Annotated in this window: 20 protein-coding genes and 1 pseudogene; 4 read left to right on the top strand and 17 right to left on the bottom strand. The window is 66.6% G+C overall.

Features of this window, described 5'->3' with window-relative positions:
* Nucleotides 1-1,140, bottom strand: a pseudogene (locus AC1DOQ_RS11575) (hypothetical protein); the annotation flags it as partial.
* On the opposite strand from AC1DOQ_RS11575, the gene AC1DOQ_RS11570 reads away from it, so the two are divergent.
* Nucleotides 1,133-1,558 (top strand): hypothetical protein, encoded by a 426-nt coding sequence (locus tag AC1DOQ_RS11570; RefSeq protein ID WP_477363587.1) that lies wholly within the window; start codon nucleotides 1,133-1,135, stop codon nucleotides 1,556-1,558. The pseudogene AC1DOQ_RS11575 and the gene AC1DOQ_RS11570 overlap by 8 nt on opposite strands.
* 263 nt (nucleotides 1,559-1,821) lie before the next feature.
* Here the strand turns inward: AC1DOQ_RS11570 and AC1DOQ_RS11565 are convergent, their stop codons facing one another.
* The gene (locus AC1DOQ_RS11565; protein WP_477363584.1) at nucleotides 1,822-3,156 is read right to left on the bottom strand and encodes a sigma-54 dependent transcriptional regulator; all 1,335 of its coding nucleotides are present in this window, start codon (nucleotides 3,154-3,156) and stop codon (nucleotides 1,822-1,824) included.
* A 322-nt stretch (nucleotides 3,157-3,478) separates the two neighbouring features.
* Here AC1DOQ_RS11565 and AC1DOQ_RS11560 point away from each other — a divergent pair, with 322 nt between their 5' ends.
* Nucleotides 3,479-3,928, top strand: a complete 450-nt coding sequence (locus AC1DOQ_RS11560) for a pyridoxamine 5'-phosphate oxidase family protein (protein WP_477363581.1) — start codon at nucleotides 3,479-3,481, stop codon at nucleotides 3,926-3,928.
* Nucleotides 3,929-3,987: 59 nt separating this feature from the next.
* Here the strand turns inward: AC1DOQ_RS11560 and AC1DOQ_RS11555 are convergent, their stop codons facing one another.
* The 14 genes from AC1DOQ_RS11555 to AC1DOQ_RS11490 form a co-directional block, all read right to left on the bottom strand.
* Entirely contained in the window at nucleotides 3,988-5,958 is a 1,971-nt protein-coding gene (locus tag AC1DOQ_RS11555) for a peptidase U32 family protein (RefSeq protein ID WP_477363578.1), read from the bottom strand.
* A 93-nt stretch (nucleotides 5,959-6,051) separates the two neighbouring features.
* Nucleotides 6,052-6,303: a DUF6582 domain-containing protein gene (locus AC1DOQ_RS11550; protein WP_477363575.1), complete on the bottom strand. Its 252-nt coding sequence runs from the start codon at nucleotides 6,301-6,303 to the stop codon at nucleotides 6,052-6,054.
* Complete coding sequence (locus AC1DOQ_RS11545; protein WP_477363573.1) at nucleotides 6,300-8,600, bottom strand: FdhF/YdeP family oxidoreductase; 2,301 nt, start codon at nucleotides 8,598-8,600, stop codon at nucleotides 6,300-6,302. The genes AC1DOQ_RS11550 and AC1DOQ_RS11545 overlap by 4 nt, the downstream gene beginning before the upstream one ends.
* Nucleotides 8,601-8,689: 89 nt before the next feature.
* A complete protein-coding gene (locus AC1DOQ_RS11540) occupies nucleotides 8,690-9,040 on the bottom strand; it encodes a hypothetical protein (protein WP_477363570.1) in 351 nt (116 codons plus the stop codon).
* A 48-nt stretch (nucleotides 9,041-9,088) separates the two neighbouring features.
* Nucleotides 9,089-10,492, bottom strand: coding sequence for a serine hydrolase domain-containing protein (locus AC1DOQ_RS11535; protein WP_477363567.1), 1,404 nt, complete (start codon nucleotides 10,490-10,492; stop codon nucleotides 9,089-9,091).
* 12 nt (nucleotides 10,493-10,504) lie between these two features.
* On the bottom strand, nucleotides 10,505-11,413 hold the full coding sequence (locus tag AC1DOQ_RS11530; protein WP_477363564.1) for a DUF2145 domain-containing protein: 909 nt from the start codon (nucleotides 11,411-11,413) through the stop codon (nucleotides 10,505-10,507).
* Nucleotides 11,413-11,877, bottom strand: coding sequence for a hypothetical protein (locus AC1DOQ_RS11525; protein WP_477363562.1), 465 nt, complete (start codon nucleotides 11,875-11,877; stop codon nucleotides 11,413-11,415). The genes AC1DOQ_RS11530 and AC1DOQ_RS11525 overlap by 1 nt, the downstream gene beginning before the upstream one ends.
* Before the next feature lie 145 nt (nucleotides 11,878-12,022).
* On the bottom strand, nucleotides 12,023-12,811 hold the full coding sequence (locus tag AC1DOQ_RS11520; protein ID WP_477363559.1) for a transporter substrate-binding domain-containing protein: 789 nt from the start codon (nucleotides 12,809-12,811) through the stop codon (nucleotides 12,023-12,025).
* An 11-nt stretch (nucleotides 12,812-12,822) separates the two neighbouring features.
* Nucleotides 12,823-13,749 (bottom strand): glycosylasparaginase, encoded by a 927-nt coding sequence (locus tag AC1DOQ_RS11515; RefSeq protein ID WP_477363556.1) that lies wholly within the window; start codon nucleotides 13,747-13,749, stop codon nucleotides 12,823-12,825.
* Nucleotides 13,746-14,480 (bottom strand): amino acid ABC transporter ATP-binding protein, encoded by a 735-nt coding sequence (locus AC1DOQ_RS11510; RefSeq protein WP_477363553.1) that lies wholly within the window; start codon nucleotides 14,478-14,480, stop codon nucleotides 13,746-13,748. The genes AC1DOQ_RS11515 and AC1DOQ_RS11510 overlap by 4 nt, the downstream gene beginning before the upstream one ends.
* A gap of 1 nt (nucleotide 14,481) precedes the next feature.
* A complete protein-coding gene (locus AC1DOQ_RS11505; RefSeq protein ID WP_477363550.1) occupies nucleotides 14,482-15,153 on the bottom strand; it encodes an amino acid ABC transporter permease in 672 nt (223 codons plus the stop codon).
* Nucleotides 15,154-15,164: 11 nt separating this feature from the next.
* Complete coding sequence (locus AC1DOQ_RS11500; RefSeq protein ID WP_477363547.1) at nucleotides 15,165-15,824, bottom strand: amino acid ABC transporter permease; 660 nt, start codon at nucleotides 15,822-15,824, stop codon at nucleotides 15,165-15,167.
* Nucleotides 15,825-15,873: 49 nt separating this feature from the next.
* Nucleotides 15,874-16,605, bottom strand: coding sequence for a copper homeostasis protein CutC (locus tag AC1DOQ_RS11495; protein WP_477363543.1), 732 nt, complete (start codon nucleotides 16,603-16,605; stop codon nucleotides 15,874-15,876).
* Nucleotides 16,598-17,497, bottom strand: a complete 900-nt coding sequence (locus AC1DOQ_RS11490) for an ROK family protein (protein WP_477363539.1) — start codon at nucleotides 17,495-17,497, stop codon at nucleotides 16,598-16,600. The genes AC1DOQ_RS11495 and AC1DOQ_RS11490 overlap by 8 nt, the downstream gene beginning before the upstream one ends.
* 67 nt (nucleotides 17,498-17,564) lie before the next feature.
* Here AC1DOQ_RS11490 and AC1DOQ_RS11485 point away from each other — a divergent pair, with 67 nt between their 5' ends.
* Nucleotides 17,565-17,954, top strand: a complete 390-nt coding sequence (locus tag AC1DOQ_RS11485) for a hypothetical protein (protein ID WP_477363537.1) — start codon at nucleotides 17,565-17,567, stop codon at nucleotides 17,952-17,954.
* A gap of 56 nt (nucleotides 17,955-18,010) precedes the next feature.
* On the opposite strand, the gene AC1DOQ_RS11480 is transcribed toward AC1DOQ_RS11485, so the two are convergent.
* Nucleotides 18,011-19,174, bottom strand: a complete 1,164-nt coding sequence (locus tag AC1DOQ_RS11480; RefSeq protein WP_477363534.1) for a tyrosine-type recombinase/integrase — start codon at nucleotides 19,172-19,174, stop codon at nucleotides 18,011-18,013.
* 243 nt (nucleotides 19,175-19,417) lie between these two features.
* Between AC1DOQ_RS11480 and AC1DOQ_RS11475 the strand changes: the two genes are divergently transcribed.
* Nucleotides 19,418-20,629, top strand: coding sequence for a DUF2252 domain-containing protein (locus AC1DOQ_RS11475; protein WP_477363532.1), 1,212 nt, complete (start codon nucleotides 19,418-19,420; stop codon nucleotides 20,627-20,629).
* The last annotated feature ends 1 nt before the right edge of the window (nucleotide 20,630 follow it).

The raw sequence follows: 20,630 nt of genomic DNA, 5'->3' as shown, positions 1-20,630 counted from the left end.
GCCGGCAGCACCTGCACCGCCTGCGCCGCCGGTGCCGGCCGCGCCGCCGCTGGTGGTGCCGGCGGTCGAGCTGTTGGCGCCCGAGCTCACGGTGCCGCCGGTCGCGGTATGCGAGCCGCCGGTAGCAGCGCCGCTGGCGCCACCGGTGCCCGGGTTGGTGTCGGTGCCGCCGGCTGCGCCGCCTGCGCCGGTCGAGGCCCAGCCGCCGCCGGCACGGGTATTGCCGTTCGAGGCGCTGTTGTCGCCGGTCGACGAGCCGGCATTGCCGGCGTTGCCGCCGGCACCTGCGTAGCCGCCATTGCCGCCTCCACCGCCGGTGCCGCCGCTGCCGCCTGCCGCACCGCGACCGCCGTCGCCGCCCGCACCGCCGTTCGCCATGCCGGTACGGCCGCCGTTACCGCCGTCGCCGGCCCATGCGCCGCCGGCGTAGCCGCCGTTGCCGCCCGAGTTGCCGCCGGCATAGCCGCCATTGCCGCCCGAAGCCCGGCCGCCGTTGCCGCTGTCGCCGCCGTAGCCGCCGTAGGCCGACGAGCCGCCGCCGGCCGCACCCGCGCCGCCTGCRCCGCCGTAGCCGCCCGAGCCGCCCGAACCGCCGGCGCCGGTGGTCGATGCCGCGCTGCTGCCGCCTGCGCCGCCGGCGCCGGAGGTCGAGCCGCCCGAGGTGGCGCCGCCGGCAGTGGCCGAGCCGTTGGTGGCATAGCCGCCAGCCGCGCCGCGGGCGCCGTTGGCATTGCCTGCCGAGGCACCCGCGCCGCCGGTGGCGGTCACGCCGCCAGCCGAGCCCTGGGCGCCGGAACCGCCGTCGCCGCCGGCGMCGTTGGCGTCGCCGGTGTTCCTGGCGACGTTGCCGATGCCGTTCACATGGTTGTTAGCCACGGTGCCGGTCAGATTCGAAGTAGCGTTCGCGGTCGAGGTGTTATAGGCATTCGACAGGTTCGAAGTCGCGTTGCCGGTATTCGAAGCAGCAGCGCCCGCAGCCGAAGCGCGTGCGGCGCCGTTCCTGCCGTTGCTCTGGTCGCGGTTGTCGTGCGTGCTGTTGTCCGAATTGTCGGTGGTGCTCATGTCGCGGTTGTCGTTATTCGAATTACGCATGCTCATGTCGCGCGAATCGCTCGTGTTGTTCGAGTGATTCGTGCTCATGTTGCGGTTGTCGTTGTTCGAATCACGGGTGGTGTTGGTCGTGGTGTTGGTCGTGGTATTACGAGTGCGGTTGGTGCTGTTGTTGCTGCTGTCGCTGGAGTTGTTGCTGTTGTTGGTGCTGTGGTTGCTGCTGTCGCTGGTGTTGGTGCTGTTGTTGCTGTTGTCGGTGCTGCGGTTGCTGTTGTCGTTTTGCGACCCATTGAGGCTGCTGTTGCTGCGATTGCTGCTGTCGGTATTCGTTTGCGTCCACTGGCTATTGTCCGTGTTGTTCGTCGTGTTGGTACGAGTCGTAGTCTGCGTAGCAGTGCTACCGCCGCGGGCCACAACGGAATCATCGGCCTGCGCGCTCAGCGAGAAAGCGAGCGAGATGGCGGTTACGAGCAAAGTCTTGTTCATTCGATTTCCCCTCTGGGTCTGATTGGTTGGTGACAGGTCGGCCGTATCGCCGACTCATTTGTCTAATGCACAACCAATGCCAGCTTTACTGTAGTGTTCGCTAAGTCTCTGTTTTTGTTGACTTTGTCCGTTTCGTCCTACGACGCGATCAGCTCTTCTCCGGCACGATTTGCCGAATTTGACGACAAACTGTTTCAACGTTGGTACAGAGGTGTCAACTTTGGTACGGCAACGTACCTTCCAGTGCTTACACCTGTGTCACTTCCTGTTACAGGCGTGAGGCCGTCACGGCCGCATTCCATGCTTGCTCAGCAAGCGATACATCGTGGTGCGCGACACGCCCAGGTCGCGCGCCGCGCGGCTGACGTTCTGGCCGCTGCGGTCGAGGCAGTCGCGCAGGGCGACCCGCTCCGAACGCATGCGGGCATCGTCCAGTGCGGCCGGGGTCGGCGCCGGGATGCCGCGGCTCAGGCCGAGGTCTTCCGGCGTGATCAGGCGGCCGTCGGACATCACCAGCGCGCGCCTGACCCGGTTGATCAGTTCGCGCACGTTGCCCGGCCAGTCGTGGTCGAGGATGGCGGCGATCGCGCGGTCCGAGAAGCCCTTCAGGCGCGGCGCCTTCTCGCTCGAGTACATGAGGAAGAAGTGCTCCGCCAGCGCGACGATATCCTCGCGCCGCTCGCGCAGCGGCGGCACCGTCACCGGCAGCACCGCCAGGCGGTAGTACAGGTCTTCGCGGAAGTCGCCCGCGTTCACCGCCTGCTGCAGCTGTACGTGGGAGGCGGCGATGACGCGCACGTCGACGCGGATCTGGCGGGTGCTGCCGAGCCGGCAGATGGTCTTCTCCTGCAGGAAGCGCAACAGGTTGGCCTGCAGTTCCTTGGGCAGGTCGCCGATCTCGTCGAGGAACAGGGTGCCGCCGTCGGCGGATTCGATCAGCCCGGCCTTGCCGCGGGTGGCGCCGGTAAAGGCGCCGCGCTCGTAGCCGAACAGCTCCGACTGGATCAGGGTGGGCGCGATCGCCCCGCAATTGATCGGCACGAAGGGGCCGCCGGCGCGCTCGGACTGGGCGTGGATGGCCTGGGCGGTCAGCTCCTTGCCGCTGCCGCTTTCGCCCCAGATCAGCACCGGCGCCGCCACCTTGGCCACGCGGTCGACCTGGGCCCGCAGGCGCACGATCGCATCGCAATGGCCGATCAGCGGCGAGTCGGCGTGGGCATGGTCGATCAGCTGCTGGCGGCGGCGCTTCAACATCGCCCAGCCATGGGCGTGGCCGAGGGTGTGCGACAGGCGCAGTGGATCCACCGGCGCGGTGTGGTAGTCGCACAGGTGTTCGACCACCAGGTCGCGGCACGGCGTCGACTCGAGGTCGCGCGGATTGAACACACCGACCCACTGCATCTGGCTGTGGCGGCGCAGGAAGCCGTCTACTTCGCTGGGGCGCTGCTGTTCGCGGTCATGGACCAGCAGACCGACCAGGTAGTGGCTGTTTCGTAGTTCCCGCCCGGCTTCGGCGAGGCTCGTGACGCTGCAGATCTCCCAGTCCGGCATGGTGTCACGCAGCATCGTGCCGGTATCCGTATGCTCGGGGGCGATGCACAGCAGGCGTTTATGTGCCATCTATCCTCCATGTAAGGCGGTCGGCCGGCCCGTCTCTCACCGCGGCTGACGTGCATGAAGACCGGCCCAGCTGTCCCGCCAAGTGTAACTATCCGTAAGAAATTGAGTAGTTCAATAGCCAATAGGAAATAAACTTTCGTCAATTGACGTTTATTCAATATTATGCCGCGCGTTTCTGAACGGTGGCGGACGATACAATCCACGCGTGCAGGGGGAAGAAGCACAAACTCACCAGGAGGCGAGATTTCCTGTTGGTATCTTGTGGTTACAAATCCGACCGTTGGCAGCGCGCCACCGGCCGCCGAGTTGTGAAGGAAGTGTGATGGATAAGATACAGAACGACTTCGTCCTGCGGGTGCTGGACACCGCACAGGACCTGACGCTCGCGACCATTCGCCCGGATGGCTATCCGCAGGCGACCACCGTCAGCTTCGCCCACCGGGACATGACGATCTTCGTGGGCATCGGCAAGGCCAGCCAGAAGGCGGAGAACATCCGCCGCAACAGCAAGGTGTCGCTGACGGTGAACCTGCCGTACCACGACTGGCGCGAGATCCGCGGCCTGTCGATGAGCGCCACCGCCGAGCTGCTGGACGACCCGCAGGAAGCGGCGACGGCCGCCGCCTGCCTGGAGCAGCGTTTTCCGGCGGTGGAGGAATGGTGCGGGCCGGACATGGCGCACGAAGTCGCCTTCGTGCGGATCCGGCCGCAGATGGTGTCGGTGATCGACTACTCGAAGGGTTTCGGGCACACCGAGCTGGTGAGCCCCTGAAATGGCCTCATGGCGCCCCTGAGGCTAGTGCAGGGGCTCATGATGCGCCTGACATTGCTTCAGGCGCGCGGGCGCGTGCGGTGGAACACCAGCGGGCTGTAGGGAATGGCCGAAGGCGGCGGCGAGTTCAGGATGTGCGGTTTCATCGCGCCGATGATGTGCATCTCGCAGGGCTTGCAGTCGAACTTCAGGGTATAGCGTTCCTCGCCGCTGACCAGGGTCATCGGTTCGGCCTTGACCTGGCCCTGCACGCCTTGCACGCCCTTGGCCTGTTTCGGGCAGAGGTTGAAGGAGAAGCGCAGGCAGTGCTTGGTGATCATCAGCGAGACTTCGCCCGGCTCCTCGTGCGCCTCGTAGGCGGCGGCGATCAGCTGCACGCCGTGCTTGTGGTAGAAGGCGCGCGCCTTCTCGTTGTAGACGTTGGCCAGGTAGCTGAGCTGGGCCTCCGGATAGACCGCCGGCGGCTCGGCCGGCTGGGCGCGCTCGGGGCGCTGCCAGCTCGCCAGGCGCGCCGCTTCGTGGGCGGCAATCGCGTCGCGGCGCAGCGCGTTGATGGCGCTGGACGGCACGAACCAGGGCTGCGACAACTGCAGGTCGATGCTGCGCGCTTCGAACATCGTGTTGCCGAGCTTGCCCAGGCTGGTGCGCAAGCCGGCTTCGGCCTGTTCCGCCTGCTGGGCCGGCTGCAGCGCCAGCGCGGCATCGCGATGGCTTTCGACGCCATCTTCGTCCGTAATACTCAGGCGCAGCCCGTTCGGCAATTCCGACAATTTCAGCTCGACCGCCACCCGGCGTTCCGACGATTTCTTGGTCAGCGCCGCTTCCCACTGGTGGTCGCGGTTGCGGCTGATGACGGTGCCCACTTTCAAGCCCGCCAGGCTCGATACCGGCTCGTTCGGGAACACGCGCCAGCGCTGGCCCTCGGCATCCTCGCCCAGCTTCTGCACGGTGTTCGCCTGGATGCCGACCGTCTCGCGCTTGAGCATGTAGTTCAGGCCGTCGCCATTCGCCATCGGCTCGTTGGTCACCAGGTCGAAATTGTCGCCGCCGATGCGCGCGACGGTCCCCAGCTCCACGCCCACGTACTTGGGCGTATCGAAGGCGCCGATGGTCTGCTGGCGGCCCTGGGCGAAGTAATCGGTATGGCCGCGGTGGAAGTTCTTGTCGATATCCGGGGTGAACAGCACCTCGGTCCGCCCGCTGGAGGCGCGCGCCAGTTCCGGGCGGCGCTCCAGGATCTCGTCCAGCAACAGGCGGTAGTGGGCGGTGATGTTCTTCACATAGCCCATGTCCTTGTAGCGTCCCTCGATCTTGAAGGAGCGGATGCCGGCGTCGACCAGGGCTTCCAGGTTGCGGCTCTGGTCGTTGTCCTTCATCGACAGCAGGTGCTTTTCGAAGGCGACCACGCGGCCCTGGCCGTCGGACAGCGTGTAGGGCAGGCGGCAGGCTTGCGAGCAGTCGCCGCGGTTGGCGCTGCGGCCGTTGTCGGCGTGCGAGATATAGCACTGGCCCGAGAAGGCCACACACAGGGCGCCGTGGATGAAGTATTCGAGCGGCGTGTCGACCTGCGCGCGCACCGCCTTGATCTGTTCGATGGTCAGTTCGCGCGCCAGCACCAGCTGGGAGAAGCCGACCTGGGACAGGAACTTCGCCTTCTCGACCGTGCGGATGTCGCACTGGGTCGAGGCGTGCATCTGGATCGGCGGCAGGTCCAGCTCCAGCAGGCCCATGTCCTGGATGATCAGGGCGTCGACGCCGGCGTCGTAGAGCTGCCAGATCTGCTGCCGGGCGGTTTCGAGCTCGGCATCGTGCATGATCGTGTTCATGGTCACGAAGATGCGCGAACGATAGCGGTGCGCGAACTCGACCAGGCCCGCGATGTCCTCCAGCGGATTGCTGGCATTGTGGCGGGCGCCGAAGGCCGGGCCGCCGATGTACACCGCGTCGGCGCCGTGCAGGATGGCTTCGCGGCCGATCTCGGCGGTTTTGGCGGGGGACAGCAGTTCGAGCTGGTGGGCGAGCAGTGACATGGGCTTTCCTGGCTAATGGCGCGGGTGCGGGGACCGAAAGGCGGAAATTATAGCCAGATCAAGGGTTTATGTCACCGCTGCTCGAACGCGGCGCTAGGGTTTCTTGTTCTTGCCGAGTTCGCGCCAGCTGCTCTCGTTGACCTCGACGCCGAATTTCTTGGCAGCCGCGCGGATCCGGGTCCAGGCCTCGTCCCGTTCGTGGTCGCTCACGCCCTCCACCTGGTCGAAGCGGGCAATGGCGTTGCGCACGTGGCTCGCGTCTTCCAGCGGCTCCTTGCGTTGCTTGGGAAACGCGAATTCACGGCCGGACATCTCGTTCCGGTCTTCCTGGTCCAGCTTGCTCATGATGCCTCCTTTGAATGTGCCGCTTCGATCCGCACCGCAATCGACTTGGCCGCCGGCACGAAACTCTCCTTCGCATGGTGCCACAGCGGGATCAGCGGATTGCATTCGGGATAGTAGCCGGCGATGCAGCCCGGCGGTATCGGGTATTCCATCACCTTCAGGCCATCCACGCGGCGCTCGACGCCATCGTCGGTGACGGTATGGGCGCTGACGCGGACGCCGTCTTCCAGGCCGCGCGCTTCCATGTCGGCCTTCGACATGAACACCACCATGCGGTCGCCTTCGACGCCGCGGAAACGGTCGTCCAGGCTGTAGATCGTGGTATTGAACTGGCCGTCGCTGCGTACCGTGAACAGGCGCAAGGTGCCGGGGCGGTCGGGCAGGTCCGGATCGACGGTCAGGCTGTCCGGTACCGTGAAGTTCGCCTTGCCGGTCGGCGTGTTCCACTTGCGCTTGGCGGCCGCCACCGGTTTGCGAAAGCCGCCCGGCGTCCACATGCGCTGATTGAAGTCGTGAAAGATTTCCGGGTAGGTGGCGGCGATGGCGTCGCGGATCTTGCCGTAGTCGGCCACCCAGGCGTCCCAGTCGACCTTCGGGTTCGGCTCGAGCAGCGCCTTGGCGAGGCCGGCGACGATGGCCGGTTCGGACCGCAGCGTGTCCGCCGCCGGCTCGGCCATGCCGCGCGAACCGTGCATGCAGCCGGTCGAGTCTTCCATCGACACCGCCTGCTCGACGCCGTTCTGGCGGTCGATCTCGATGCGGCCCAGGCATGGGAGGATGTAGGCGGCCTGGCCATGCACCAGGTGGCTGCGATTGAGTTTGGTCGAGACCAGCACCGTCAGCGGCAGCGCGCGCCAGGCGGCGTCCATCTTGCCGTGGTCGGGCACGGCCCGCACCAGGTTGCCGCCCAGGCTGACCAGCGCCTTGACCTTGCCGTCCTGGATGCCCTTGCAGGCCTCGACCGTGTTCATGCCCTTGTCGCGCGGCGGTTCGAAGCCGTACAGTTCCTTCAACTTGTCGAGCGGCGCCAGCTCCGGTTTTTCCGTGATGCCGACCGTGCGCTGGCCCTGCACATTGGAGTGGCCGCGCACCGGGCAGATGCCGGCGCCCGGCTTGCCGATATTCCCTCGCAGCAGGAGCAGGTTGACCAGCATCTGCACGTTCTGGACGCCGTTGCGGTGCTGGGTCAGACCCATGCCGTAGACGCCGATCACGGCATTCGAGGCCATGTAGACGCGTGCGGCGTCGCGGATGTCCGCGCGGTCGAGGCCGGACTCCTGCTCGATCTCCTGCCAGCTCGTGGCGCGCACCTTGTCCGCGAATGCGTCGAGGCCGTGGGTGTGCTCGGCGATGAAGGCGTGGTCGAGCGCCGCTTCCTTGCCCTGCTTGGCGGCGGCGTCGTCCGCCTCGAGCACGGCCTTGCACAGGCCCATCAGTGCGGCCGTGTCGCCGCCCGCCTTGACCTGGTGGTACTGGGTGCTGATCGCCGTTTCATGGTGGGTCAGCATCTCGGTCGGCGATTGCGGGTTGATGAAGCTGACCAGGCCGCGTTCGCGCAGCGGATTGAAGGTGATGATGGGCACGCCCCGCTTGCGCGCGTCCTGCAGCTGGTGCAGCATGCGCGGGCTGTTCACGCCCACGTTCTGGCCAAAGAAAAAGATGCAGTCGGTGCGCGCGAAATCGTCCAGGACCACGGTGCCGATCGGCACGCCGATGCTTTTCGGTAGCGCGACCGAGGTGCTTTCGTGACACATATTCGAGCTGTCCGGCAGATTGTTGTTGCCGTACATGCGTGCCAGCAGCTGGTACATATAGGACGTTTCCAGCGAGGCGCGGCCGGAGCTGTAGAACACCACGCTCTTCGGGTCCAGCTTGCGCAGCGCGGCGCCGATCTCGCTGAAAGCCTGATCCCAGGAAATCTCGACATACTTGTCCGATGCGGCGTCGTAGCGCAGCGGCACCGTCAGGCGGCCGGCGTCTTCGAGGTCGTGGTCATGCCAGCGTTCGAGCTCGCGTACCGTGTGGCGGGCGAAGAAATCCGCGTGGATGTGCTTGCTGGTGATTTCCCAGGCCGTTGCCTTGGCGCCGCTCTCGCAGAATTCCGCCGGATGCGGATGCGCCGGCTTGGCCCACGAGCAGCTGACGCAGGCAAAACCGTCGGGCTTGTTCTGCTTGAGCAGGAGTGCGGCGCGCTGTGGCGGCACCCTTTCTTCGAGCAGGATGCTGCCGACTTCCTTCAGGGAACCCCATCCGCCGGATGGCATGTTCGGTTCGTGGCTGCTGCCTTCCTTGTCCATTCTGGTGGCCCTCCGTGACGCGCCGTCGCACGCGCGAAGCCGCCAGCGTATGACCGTCGCGCGGCGCCGTCTGTTCGGAAGTTCACATGTCAGGGACTGACCATCGCCAGTAATTCGCTGCGATCGTCCGCACGCTGGCATTGGGCCGTGGTGCGGTCCCACAGCAGGAACATGCCGTAGGCCCAGTTGGCCACCAGTTCGCCCTCGGAAGCCGGCTTGGCGGCCGCGCCATCCGTCAGGCGCAGGATCTCGGCACGGGTGAGGGCGGTCAATTGCTCATAGTTCCAGTCGTCCTTCGGCATCATCTTCTGGCGTGCCCGGTAGCGGCGGGCCCGCTCGGCGTCGCTGAGCTTGTCGGCCTTGGGCGGGCGGCCGCGCTTGCGGGCCGTGGCGGCCTCGAGAGCCAGTTCGATGGTGCGTTGGTCTTCCGCTTGTTTCATGGATGTGAGCGCTTGACAGAAAGATCGGATTATTCGTGATGCGTTACGTTAAGGCAAGCTGCACTGCGACATTCCGTGACCCGTCACGATCGCACCGCAGTACAAGGCATGCGTGATGCGTTCCTGGAAGCGCGCCTCGGACGAGAAGCGGCCGGGCTGCCGGTCCGGATCGGCGCCGACGCCGGTACTCACGTAGATCATGCCGTCATTCGTCGTCGGGTCGAAGACGAATAGCGCATTCAGGCCCCAGGACCAGCCGAGATGGCCGACACCCTTGAAGCCGCCGCCCTCGACCAGGCGGTCGCCGCCGGCATGGCCGTCCTTGACGATGCTGGTATCGGTAAATTGCTGGTTGCCCAGTCCCCAGGCGTGGTAGAGGCCGCGATAGCTGCCGCCGTCGCCGTTGGCGCTGCCGTTCGCGCCACCCGCATGCAGGGTCCACTGGCGGCTGAACATGGTGTCGATCGTCTGCGGCGCCAGGATCTGCTTGCCCTTGAACTGGCCGCGCCGCATCAGCATCAGCATGATCTGCGCCAGCTCGCCGGTCGAGATCCGCAGGCTGCCCTGCGGACCGAAGATCGTGCCGTTGCCGCCTGCCTTGTAGGCAGCGAGCCCCGGCGGCGCGGCTGGCGCTTCGTTGCCGAAATCGTCGGCCTGGGCAATCCACGGACCTGTCGGGTCCCAGGCCTCGTCGCCGTCTTTTTCGCGCTTGCGGTACAGGGTCGCGACGTCGTCGATCCTCGCCGGGGCAAAATCGGCCAGGTAGAAGCCGGCCTTCAGATCCATCGGATCGAAGACCAGCCTGCGCATCAGGCGGTCGAAACGCTCGCCGGTGGCGGCCTCCATCACCGTCGCGATCAGGCCCCAGTTGAAATTCACGTACTCGAACCAGGCGCCGGGCGCATGCGCGCCGTCCCACATCGCGCCCTTGCCGTAATGGCGCCCGCCCGGCAGCAGGACCTCCTTCAGGTCGACTTCCGGCGCGAACTTGAAGCCGCCGTCGTCGCGCAGCGAGGACGTGTGCGTGAGCAGCATGCGCAGGGTGATGGGCTGGTCGGGAAAATGCGGATTGCGCAGGCGGTAGCCGAGGGTGTCGCCAATGTCCGCGTCGAGCTGGAGCTTGCCTTGCTCGGCCAGCTTCATCGCGCCCAGCGCCGTCACGAACTTCGAGACCGAGGCGACGCGGAACAGGGTGTCGTCGTCGATCGGATGGGCGGGCTTGCCGGCGCCGGCGAGACGCTTGCTGCCGAAATGCCGGCGGTAGACGATCTCGCCGTGGCGGATCGCGACCACCGACAGGCCCGGGAGCGGCATGGCGGGATCGTCCGCAATGGCTTGCAACCGGCGCGTCAGGGCCGCCGCCTGGGGTTCGGGCAGCGGCGCGGCCGGTGCGGAACCGGCGGCAAGCGTCAGGGAGGCGGCAAGCATGGCGGCGATGTTCTTGTGATGCATCACATTAATTCTTCAGGATTCGAAAGGAATCACTTCATCGTCCGACATCGGTGTGCATCCCGGCCCCAGGGCTTCCCAGCCGCGGTGCACGACGATGTGGCGGCGGTCGTGGCACAGCTCGATCCTCCGGGCTTGCGGCGCACGGCGGCGAACGAAGTCCTCGATCGACGAGGGCACGCTGACGTGCAGTGCCAGCGCATAGATATCCTCGACCGGGTGGTCGTCCACGTGCAGCAGCGGCACGAACTGGCCGGCGAACATCAGCCAGTGCGACGGCACCTTCACCGGCCCGGCCGTGTAACCCTGCTCGCGCAGCCAGGACTGGGCACGTTCGCGCGCGGACTGCCGCTCGCGGAGCCCGCCCCAGGCGCTGGCCAGGATCTCGGCCACCCACTGGTTGCAGTTCTGGTAGCGGGTGCCGAAGGCGTAGGCATTCGCGCTGTAGCGCCCGGCCAGCAGGGCCAGCGCCAGCGGCTTGTCGCGCGCGGCCTGCTGCAGCCGCGCGCCGTTGTCGCCGTCGAGGAAAACCAGCGAGACGTGACCCTGCCCCGGCGCGTCGGCGCCCAGCGCGAAACCGGCCACGCCCTGGTCGAACAGGCGCGGACGCGCTTCGTCGCAGGCGTAGTACAGCTGGCGCACGGTCCAGGCGCCGTCCGCGTCATCCTTCAGCGCGACGCCGGCGTGCGAATACAGCAGCTTGAAGCGGCTCAGGTCCAGGCCCGCACGCGATATCAGCGCGACGCCTTCACCGGAGTTTTCCAGTTCCCGCTTGACGGTACCGGCAAAGCGCAGCACGCGGTCCTGGTCGGCGGCGCCGACTTCCTTGCCGCGCTCGCAGAACACCGGCATGCCGGCCCAGGCGCTTGCGCTCGCGCCCAGGCTCAACGCGGCCAAGGCTGCAGCCGCGAGCCGAGAGAACATCAGATGGTGACCTGGCGCGAACCCAGTTCGCGGTACCAGTCGTCCTGCAGGGCCAGGAAGAAGGGCTGCCTGGTATCCGCGTAGGCGAACTCGTAGCCGTACACGCGTTCGTTCACGTGGACGATGGCGCCGGCATCGACGGCACGCGCAGCCAGGGCGCGGTTCGGCACGTCGAGGGTGAATTCCTGGGCCGGCGTACCGGCGACCGGACGCAGGGTCAGGCGCGTGGTCTCGGACTTGCCTGGCGCCTGGGCGATGTCGATCACCTTGTAATCGCCGGCGGTGACGCGGCGGTCGCGGTTCGAGCTGTTGCTGGAGCCGCCGATCGAATCGGAGATGCTGGCGCTGGAGGCCGAGCCGGCGCTGGAGGCGGAGGAAGTGACGCTGTCGGCGTGGGCGGGGATGGCGCAGGCGGCGGCGAGTGCGGCGATGGCGAAAGCGTGGCGGAACGGGGAGCTGATCATGGCTATTCTGAAATCGGTTTGAATAGCGCATATCGTACATGCATAAGGCCGAGCTGCCCAGCGTGCGGCTCGTCATTTTCGTGACGCATCACGGCATGTTGCGCCGGCCTTACGTTTCCGCCATCACTGTGCCGTCACTGCGCCGTCACTGCGCCGTCAGCACCGGCGGCACCGCCCTGGCACCCCACCATTTCCTGTAGTTGGCGGCGTACGCACCGGACTTGATGTAATCCGCCACGAACCCGTTCACGAACTTCAGCATCGCCGGATCGCCCTTGGCCATCGCAATCCCGATCGGCGTATTGCCGTACATCGTCGGCAGGGTCTCGAGCTGCTCGTTCTTGCCGGCCAGGTAATCGAGCAGCGAGGCATCCTCGATACCCGCGTCGACGCGCTTCTGCTGCAGCAGCAGGACGCCGTCCGGCGCGAAGTTGTCGGTATAGACCGGCACGGCTTGCGGCGCCGATTTGCGCAGGAAGGCGTCGGCCGTGGTGCCGCGGCCGACCACGACGCGCTTGCCGTTCAGGTCCGCCAGCGTCTTGACGTGGGCGCTCTTCTGCGCGATCACGCGCAGCCCGGCCACATTGTAGGGGACCGAAAAATCCACCACGCGCGCGCGTTGCGGCGTGATCGAGACGTTCGCGACCACCAGGTCGAGCTGCTTCGACATCAGCATCGAGATGCGGGCGTCGCTGGAGACGTCCGAGAAGCGCACCGGCACCCCGAGCTTGGCGGCCAGCGCCTTGGCGACGTCGACGTCATAGCCGACCGGCTCATTGCTGGCGTTGCGAAAACCCACCGGTTCGCCGCCCAGCGAGACGCCGATGCGCACGTAGCCGCGCGCCTTGATGTCTTCGATGCGGCCGGCCATGGCGGCGCTGGCGGCCAGCATCAATACCGCGGCGGCGGCACAGCGTGTCAGGATTGGCTGCATGTTCTGTCCTTTCAGGGTTTGAGGATGGACGCGACGCGCAGCTCCGGCGCGCTCATGCGTTCGTCCCAGTACCAATAGCGTATCTCTTCGTCGCAGCGGTAGTTGACCACCTGGTGATTGCCTTTGGCGTCCATCGCGTGGATGACGACGCCGGCCAGGAAGCCGGTCTTCAGCTCCGCCAGTTCCTCCACCGCCAGCTTGACCGCGTCCTCCAGTCCGTGGCCGAGGCGCAGCGCCAGCACGATGCTGCGCGAGGTCCCGCAGCGCATCGTCATTTCGCCGGTGTGGGTGCAGGCCGCGGCGCCGTAGCGGCTGTCCGCGTAGAAGCCGGCGCCGGGAATCGGCGAATCGCCCAGGCGCCCCGGATACTTCCACGCCCAGCCGGAGGTTGAGGTGACGACGCCGATATTGTCGCCGGCGTCGCGGCCCAGGAAGACCGTGGTGTCGCGCACGCGTTCGGGATCGGTGATGGTATTGCTGAGCGGGGCCAGCGGAATATCGGGAAAGGCGGCCAGCTGTTCCGGCGTCATCTCCTTCTGCAGACGCTCCCACCAGACCCGCTTGCTGTCCGGGTGCAGGACCTCGTCGACCTCGAAGCCGCGTTCGGTGGCGAAGCGGCGGGCACCTGGACCGGTCAGCATCACGTGCGGCAGGTGCTTCATGACTTCGTGGGCCAGCCTGGAGACGGGCAGGGTGCCCGGGACCGCGCCGACCGCGCCGACGTCGCGCGTGGTGCCGTCCATGACGCCGGCGTCGAACTCCATCTCGCCGATCATGTTCGGCCAGCCGCCGTAACCGACGCTGCGCACCCTGGCTTCGCGCTCGACCCTGGCGATGCCGCCGACCATGGCGTCGATGCTTCCCTGACCCTGCTTCAGGAGATCGACCGAGGTCTCGAAGCCGGGCCAGGCTTCGGCGTTCGCTAACAACATTCTCATGACTTGCTCATTTTCGATAAAAATTGGGCGATGCGCGGCCGCGCCAGACCGCCGTCCTCGGCGAAGAATTGCGCCGTCGGCAGGTCGGCCAGCAGCCGGCCACGCTCGAGGAACACGATGCGGCTGGAGATCCGGCGCGCGAACTCGATTTCATGGGTCACGAACAGCATCGTCGTCCCGTTCGCCGCCAGTTTGGCGAGGATGGACAGCACGTCGGCCGTCATTTCGGGATCGAGCGCGCTGGTGACTTCGTCCAGCAACAGGTAGCGCGGCTTCATCGCCAGCGCGCGGCAGATGCCCACGCGCTGGCGCTGGCCGCCGGAGAGCTGGGCCGGATAGGCGTCCGCGCGCTCGAGCAGGCCGACGGAGGCCAGCAGCGCGCGCGCCTCGTCCTCGGCCTGGCGGCGCGGTACTTTCAGGACTTCGATCGGCGCCAGCGTGATGTTCCGCAGCGCCGTCATGTGCGGGTAGAGATTAAACAGCTGGAACACGGTGCCGCAGCAGCGGCGCGCAAGCTGCAGCTGTTTCGGATCGTCGACCCGGTGTCCGTCGACGGAAATCATGCCGCCATCGAGCTTTTCGAGGCCGTTGATGCAGCGGATCAAGGTCGACTTGCCGGAGCCGCTGGCGCCGAGGATGGACACCACTTCACCCGGCGCGATGCGCAGGTCGACGCCGTCGAGTACCGTGTTGCCGCCGAAGCGCTTGGCCGCGCCTTCGATATGAATCACGCTATAAACCCTTCCATTCACTATGCGCGCGCAGGCGCGTCTCGACGCGGGCGCAGGCCTTGGCGATCAGGCGCGCGATCAGGTAGTACAGCAGGCCGATCACGGTCCAGACCATGAAGGGCTTCAAGGTGCGCAGGTTCAGGATCGCGCCCGCCTTGGTCAGGTCGACCACGCCGATCACCGAGATCAACGAGGTCACCTGCAGCTGGTTGACCAGCAGCCCGGTCAGCGGACCGAGTGCGAAAGCGGCCGCCTGCGGCGCGACGATGCGGCGCAGGATCTGCCAGCGGCCCAGGCCGAAGACGCGCGCCGCCTCCAGCTGGTCGCGTCCCACCGATTCGATGGCGGACACCGCGATCACATAGATGAAGGCCGCCGTATTCCCGGACAGCGTGATGAGGGCGGCCTGCACCGGCGTCAGCTCCGTTTCCAGCAGGACCGGCAGGCCGAAGAACACCAGGAAGAGCTGCACCAGCACCGGCGAATTCTTCAGCAGCTCGGCAAGCAGGGCGGCCAGGGGCGACAGCAGCGGCGTGCGGTAATAGCGCAGCATCGCCCAGGCGAGGCCGATCGCCAGGCCGATGGCGGTGGTGGCGGCGAACAGCGCGACCGAGACGCCGAGGCTCTGCAGCAGCAGGACCAGGTCATGCGGGGTGAAATCGGTGTGTCGCATCAGCCCCGCTTTCAGTTCATTCGCCGATTCAGGCGCCGGTGCAATGCCGCGCTGGACAGCGAGACCAGCCAGGTCATCACCGCATAGATCAGCAGAAGAACCGCATACACCTCGAAGGGCTGGAAGGTGTCCGAGGCGACGATCTTGGCGCTGCCGGTCAGCTCATTGAGGGTGATCGCCGACAGGATCGACGAGGTCAAGACCAGGTTCACGAACACCGATCCGAGCGGGCGCACGGCGCTGCGCAGCGCAATGGGCAGCACGATGCGGCGGTAGATGGCGAGCCGCGACAGGCCGCCGACCTGGGCCGCCTCCAGCACGCCCGGTTCGATCGCCAGGATGCCGGAACGGATCACATCCGACGTGAAGGCGCCGCCCGCCAGCGACAGCGCCAGCACGCCGGTGCCGAAGGCGCTCAGCCGGATGCCGATCTCGGGCAGCCCGTAGAACAGGAAGAACAGCTGGACGATGAAGGGAACGTTGCGGAACACGTCGACGTAGATGTCGGCCGTGCGCCGGACCGGCGGCAAGGCTGACGTGCGCATCAGGGCGGCGACGATGCCCAGCGCCAGGCCGCCGGCCAGGGCCAGCGCGCAGGCGAGGGCGGTCAGCCGTGCGCCGGCTGCAAGGTCGCCAATATACGGTGCCAGTGGTGCAAGATCGAACGTCATCCGGCCGAGTGTCACACAGGCGGCCTTGCATTTCAAGCAAAAGACCGGATCAGGCCTGCAGTTTAGCGCTCAAGGCGGCGACTTTAGTGCGGCTGGTCTGGCGGCGGTTGCCGGAATCGAAACCGAAGGCGAGAACTTGCGGCGACGCCGCGGGCAGCGGCTCCGAACAGGATGCGTGGACGTCGGTCAGCGGCAGCCGCTCGCGCAGCAGGTGGACATTGTCGGCGGAGATGCCGGCGCCGGGCATGATGGCGATACGATTGGCTGCAGCCTCGAAGCAGCGCTGCAAATCGTCCAGTCCTTCGGGCGCGCTCCTGGCACCGCCGGAACTCAGGATGCGTTCGAAGCCGAGATCGATGGCCTGGCGCGTGGCCAGCGCCAGGTCCGGGCACAGGTCGATGGCCCGGTGCAGGACGCAGCGCAGGCCATGATCACGGGACCGGCGCACCAGCTTTTCCAGCGTCGCCTGGTCCAGGCGGCCGTCGGGCATCGATGCGCCCAGCACCACGCCTTGCAGGCCGGCCACGGCGACGGCGTCGATCTCGTCGAGCATCAGCCGGGTTTCCGACTCGTCGAAACAGAAGTCGCCGCCGCGCGGGCGGATCATCGCGACCACCGGCACCGGACTGCGCGAGGCGGCACGCAGCAGGCCTTGTGTCGGCGTCAGGCCGCCGATATCCAGCGCGCTGCACAATTCGATGCGGTCGGCGCCGCCGTCAAGGGCGGCGGCCAGGCCGTGGACGTTGTCGACGCAGACTTCCAGCGTAATTTTCTTAGCCATGCCGGCCGCCGAGCTTTTCCAGACCCAGCCAGGCCGCGCCGATCAGGCCCGGTTCCGCGCCGGACTGGCCGGGCACGATGATGGGCGTATCGGTCTTGCGCAGGATGGCGGCGCGCACGGCCCGGTCGAGCCTCGCGATCAGCGGCGCGCTGTTGGCCAGGCCGCCGCCGACCGGCAGGATCGACGCGCCGACGGTATTCACCAACATGGCCAGCGGTCCGCAGAGCAGGCCGGTCCAACAGGCGACCGTGCGTTCGGCATGGGCGTCGCCGGCCTCCCAGGCGGCGATGATGTCGCGGCTGTCCAGGGTTTGACTGTGCAGCGCCAGGTGCAGCCGTTCCAGGCCGCGGGCGCCGCCCACCGTGTCCAGGCAGCCGGTCTGGCCGCAGCCGCAGGGGAAGCGCATGAAATCGGACTGCGCCAGCACCGGGCCATGCCCCCATTCGCCGGCGAAACCGCCAGGACCGCCGATCAGGCGGCCGCCGATGACCAGGCCGCCGCCGACGCCGGTGCCGAGGATCAGGCCGAACACATTGGCATGGCCGCGGCCGGCGCCGGCCTGGGCTTCGGCGAGGGCGAAGCTGTCGGCATCGTTGATGATCCAGACCGGCAGTCCAAGGGCGGCGGAGAGCTCGTCCGCCAGCGTGCGGCCGTCGATGCAGGGAATGTTCGCGCATTTGATGCGGCCGTCGGCCGGATCGATGACGCCGGCAATGGAGATGGCGACGCCGCGCGAGGGGGCGCCGGCATCGATCAGCGCCCGCATGGCGGCACTGAAGGCGGTGAAGTCGTGGGCGGGCGTCGGCACGCGCTGGAGTTCGCCGATTTGGCCGTCGGCGCTGGCAACCGCGCACTTGATGGCGCTGCCGCCGATATCGAAACAGGTAATCATGGCGGGAATGATAAAGGGAAATCATCTGATAGAGTGCCGATTCTCGCCATAAACATTAGAGACGCAAATGATGAATGAGCAGCTTTGGGTGGAACCGGTAGGCGATCTCATACTGGCGCGCGTGCGTGGACGATGCGACGAGGCCGTGTTGACGGAGTGCCAGCGCCGCGTTTTCGAACTCGTGAAGGATACGCGCCAGGTCAAGGTCTTGTATGACGCGCTGGAGCTGGAAGATCCGACGGTGGACATGGCGCTGTTCCAGGACAGGATGGACGCCGAAGCACACGAACGGCTGGCGCCGATCGTGTTGCGCAGGGCGATCCTGGTGCCGAACACGCGGATCGCGTATCTCGCGCGGATCGCTTTCGGCCAATTCGGCGAGGGTGCGTACCGGGTTTTCTATAACGATATGGCGGCGGCGATCCTGTGGCTGGAGGAAAACCCGAATCGCGCATAATCTATATTATGTAAAATACGGTACGCGTAAAGCCCCCATCAAGGGGCAGCACAGCCTCACACGATGCTCTTCCCGTTCGCCGACCGGATGATCTCGTCATGTCGCTCGTTGTCGGTCTTGTGCAGATAGGCCGCCGTGGTGGCGATATTCGCATGCCCCGCCGTGTCCTGCAGGGTCTTCAACTGCACCCCATTGTTCGCGTGGTTGGTCAGCATGCTGTGCCTTAGCCAGTGCGCCGAGGCCTGGCGCAAGGTGGCGGCCGTATCCTGGTCGCCTTGCGCGTCGGCGGCGCGGGCGGCGTCCGCGAACACCGCCTTGATCGCTTCCGACGCCGCTTCGTCCGTGATGCGCGCCGGTTCGCGCGAACGGCTCGACAGAACGAGCGGCGTGCGGTCCGTGCGGCTGGTCTGCGGCAGGAGTTCGAAGGCCTGGCGATAGGCCTGGTAGGCGTCGAGCATGTCCGGCGGCACCGGCAGGCGGCGCGGCTTGTTGCCTTTGCCGAGGACGTCCAGCCACCAGCGGCCGTTGCCTTCGGTATAGATCGAGCCCATCGAGGCGCTGACGATCTCGTTCAGGCGGGCGCCCGTGTGCGCAAAGGCGACCAGCAGGAAGCGGTCGCGCGCGCGGCGCCTGAAAGCCGCCGGCGTGTCGGCCGGGCGGCTGGAAACCGTTTCGAGCGCGAGCGCGATCGCGCCCTGAGTCAAATAGCGCGTGATCCGGCTTGCCGACGGTGCACGGACGTTGCGCACCAGTGCGCCCGGGTTACGGCGCAGGTAGCCGGTCTGCTCGGCAAAGCCCATCAGGCCCTTCACGGCGATCATGGCCTGGCGCCGGCTGGGATCGGACAGCGGCCCCGTGAATGGCCGGTAGCGCGGATCGTTGCGCGGCCATTTGGTCGTCGAGATCCATTCCGGCGGCGGATTCTTGAGGAAGTCCTTGTAGGCGTTGAGGTCGGCGACGTTCAGCTGGGCCAGGGTCTTTTTGGCTTCCTCCCGGCACCAGGTCAGGAAGCGGTACAGCTCCTTCTGCGAGTTCTGGATCGATTTCGCGCTCAGTTCGCCGTGGGCGATGAATTCCCGGGCCAGTTCGATGTCGGTGGTGGCCTCGGTGATCGCATCTTCGGCGAGGCGGTACATTTTGACGTGCAGGCGGCTGCTCGGACCGCTTGTGATCTCTTCCGGTGCTGACGGGCCCAGGTCGATTGGGGTAAAGTTCGGCATGTTTCTGGCTGCGGATGCTGAAAAGGGCTGTATCTATGTACAGTATAGCACTTTGCCTGTTCGCAAACTGAAATCGACAATATATTTGGTAATGTCGAGTTAAAGACGGGGCGAAATTCGCTCGCGGTTTCGGGCTTGCGTCCGGTTCGACGCCGTCTTGCCGTAGTCGATCGCCTCCCTCCACGCCTCACTGCGCCGATGTATGATTGACAGCTCATCCGGCTTCCCTTCTCAAAGGTATCGATGAACATCGTCAAGCGCATCCTGAAGGCCAACCAGGGACGGGACCCCGAACGCCTGGCAATGAAATACCGTGCCCTTCGCAGCGGGCCCTTCCCTTTCCTGCGCGGCACTTGCCACCTGTTCTATGACCGCCTCGCCTCCTCCGGATTCGGGGCGTCGGCGCCACCGGTCTGGTGCTGCGGCGACCTCCACCTCGAGAATTTCAGCAGTTACAAAGGCGACAACCGGCTGGTCTACTTCGATATCAACGACTTCGACGAGGCGGCGCTGGCCCCTGCCACCTGGGAACTGGTGAGGCTTGCGACCAGCATGCACGTGGGCCTTGGGTCGCTGGGCATGCCGGACCAGCAGGCATCCGCCCTCGTCGCGCGGCTCACTGCCGACTATGCCCACGCGCTGGCGGCCGGCAAGGCCGGCTGGGTCGAGCGTGACACGGCCCAGGACGTGGTGCGCGACTTGCTGGACCAATTGCGCGTGCGCAACCGTGTCGATTACCTGAACGGCCGCACACGGCTGGTGCGCAAGCGCCGCCGGTTGCTGGTCGACGGCCGCCGCGCCCTCCCCGTCACGGAAGCCGAGCGCGATGCCGTGTGCGCGACCGTGCATGCCTTCGCCGCCGGCCGGCGGGACCCGGACTTTTTCCGCGTGCTCGACGTCGGACGCCGCGTAGCCGGCACCGGCAGCCTGGGTGTCGCCCGCTACGTGCTGCTGGTTGAAGGCGATGGCTCACCCGACGGCAACTATCTGTTCGACCTGAAACAGGCCGTCCCGTCGTCACTCGGCCGGCACTTCAAGGCGCTGCAGCCGCGCTGGCCGGACGAGGCGCACCGGATCGCGGGCGTGCAGCAACGCATGCAGGCGGTGAGCGCGGCTTGCCTGCACCCGCTGTCCCACGCAGGCCAGGGCTTCGTTTTGCGCGCCTTGCAGCCGAGCGGGGATCGCTTGCCTTTCGAGCGTTTCGGCACCGAGCTCGAGCACATCGAGACTGCCGTTTCGCTGCTCGCGAGGTGCCTGGCCTGGGCCCAGTTGCGGAGCAGCGGCCGCCAGGGCTCCGCCTCCGCCGACGACTTGATCGACTTTGCCGCCAGGAAGAAATGGCAGGGCCAGGTTGCCCAGGCGGCTGCGGCGATGGCCGCCCAGGTGAACGCCGACTGGGCCGTCTTCGCCGCGGCCTACGACGCCGGACAGTTCCAGGTCGCTTTCGGAGGCTAGG

The organism is Massilia sp. 01N417, assembly GCF_056399645.1.
Note: the sequence above shows the minus strand (reverse complement) of the source record. Positions and strands in the feature narration are given on the sequence as shown.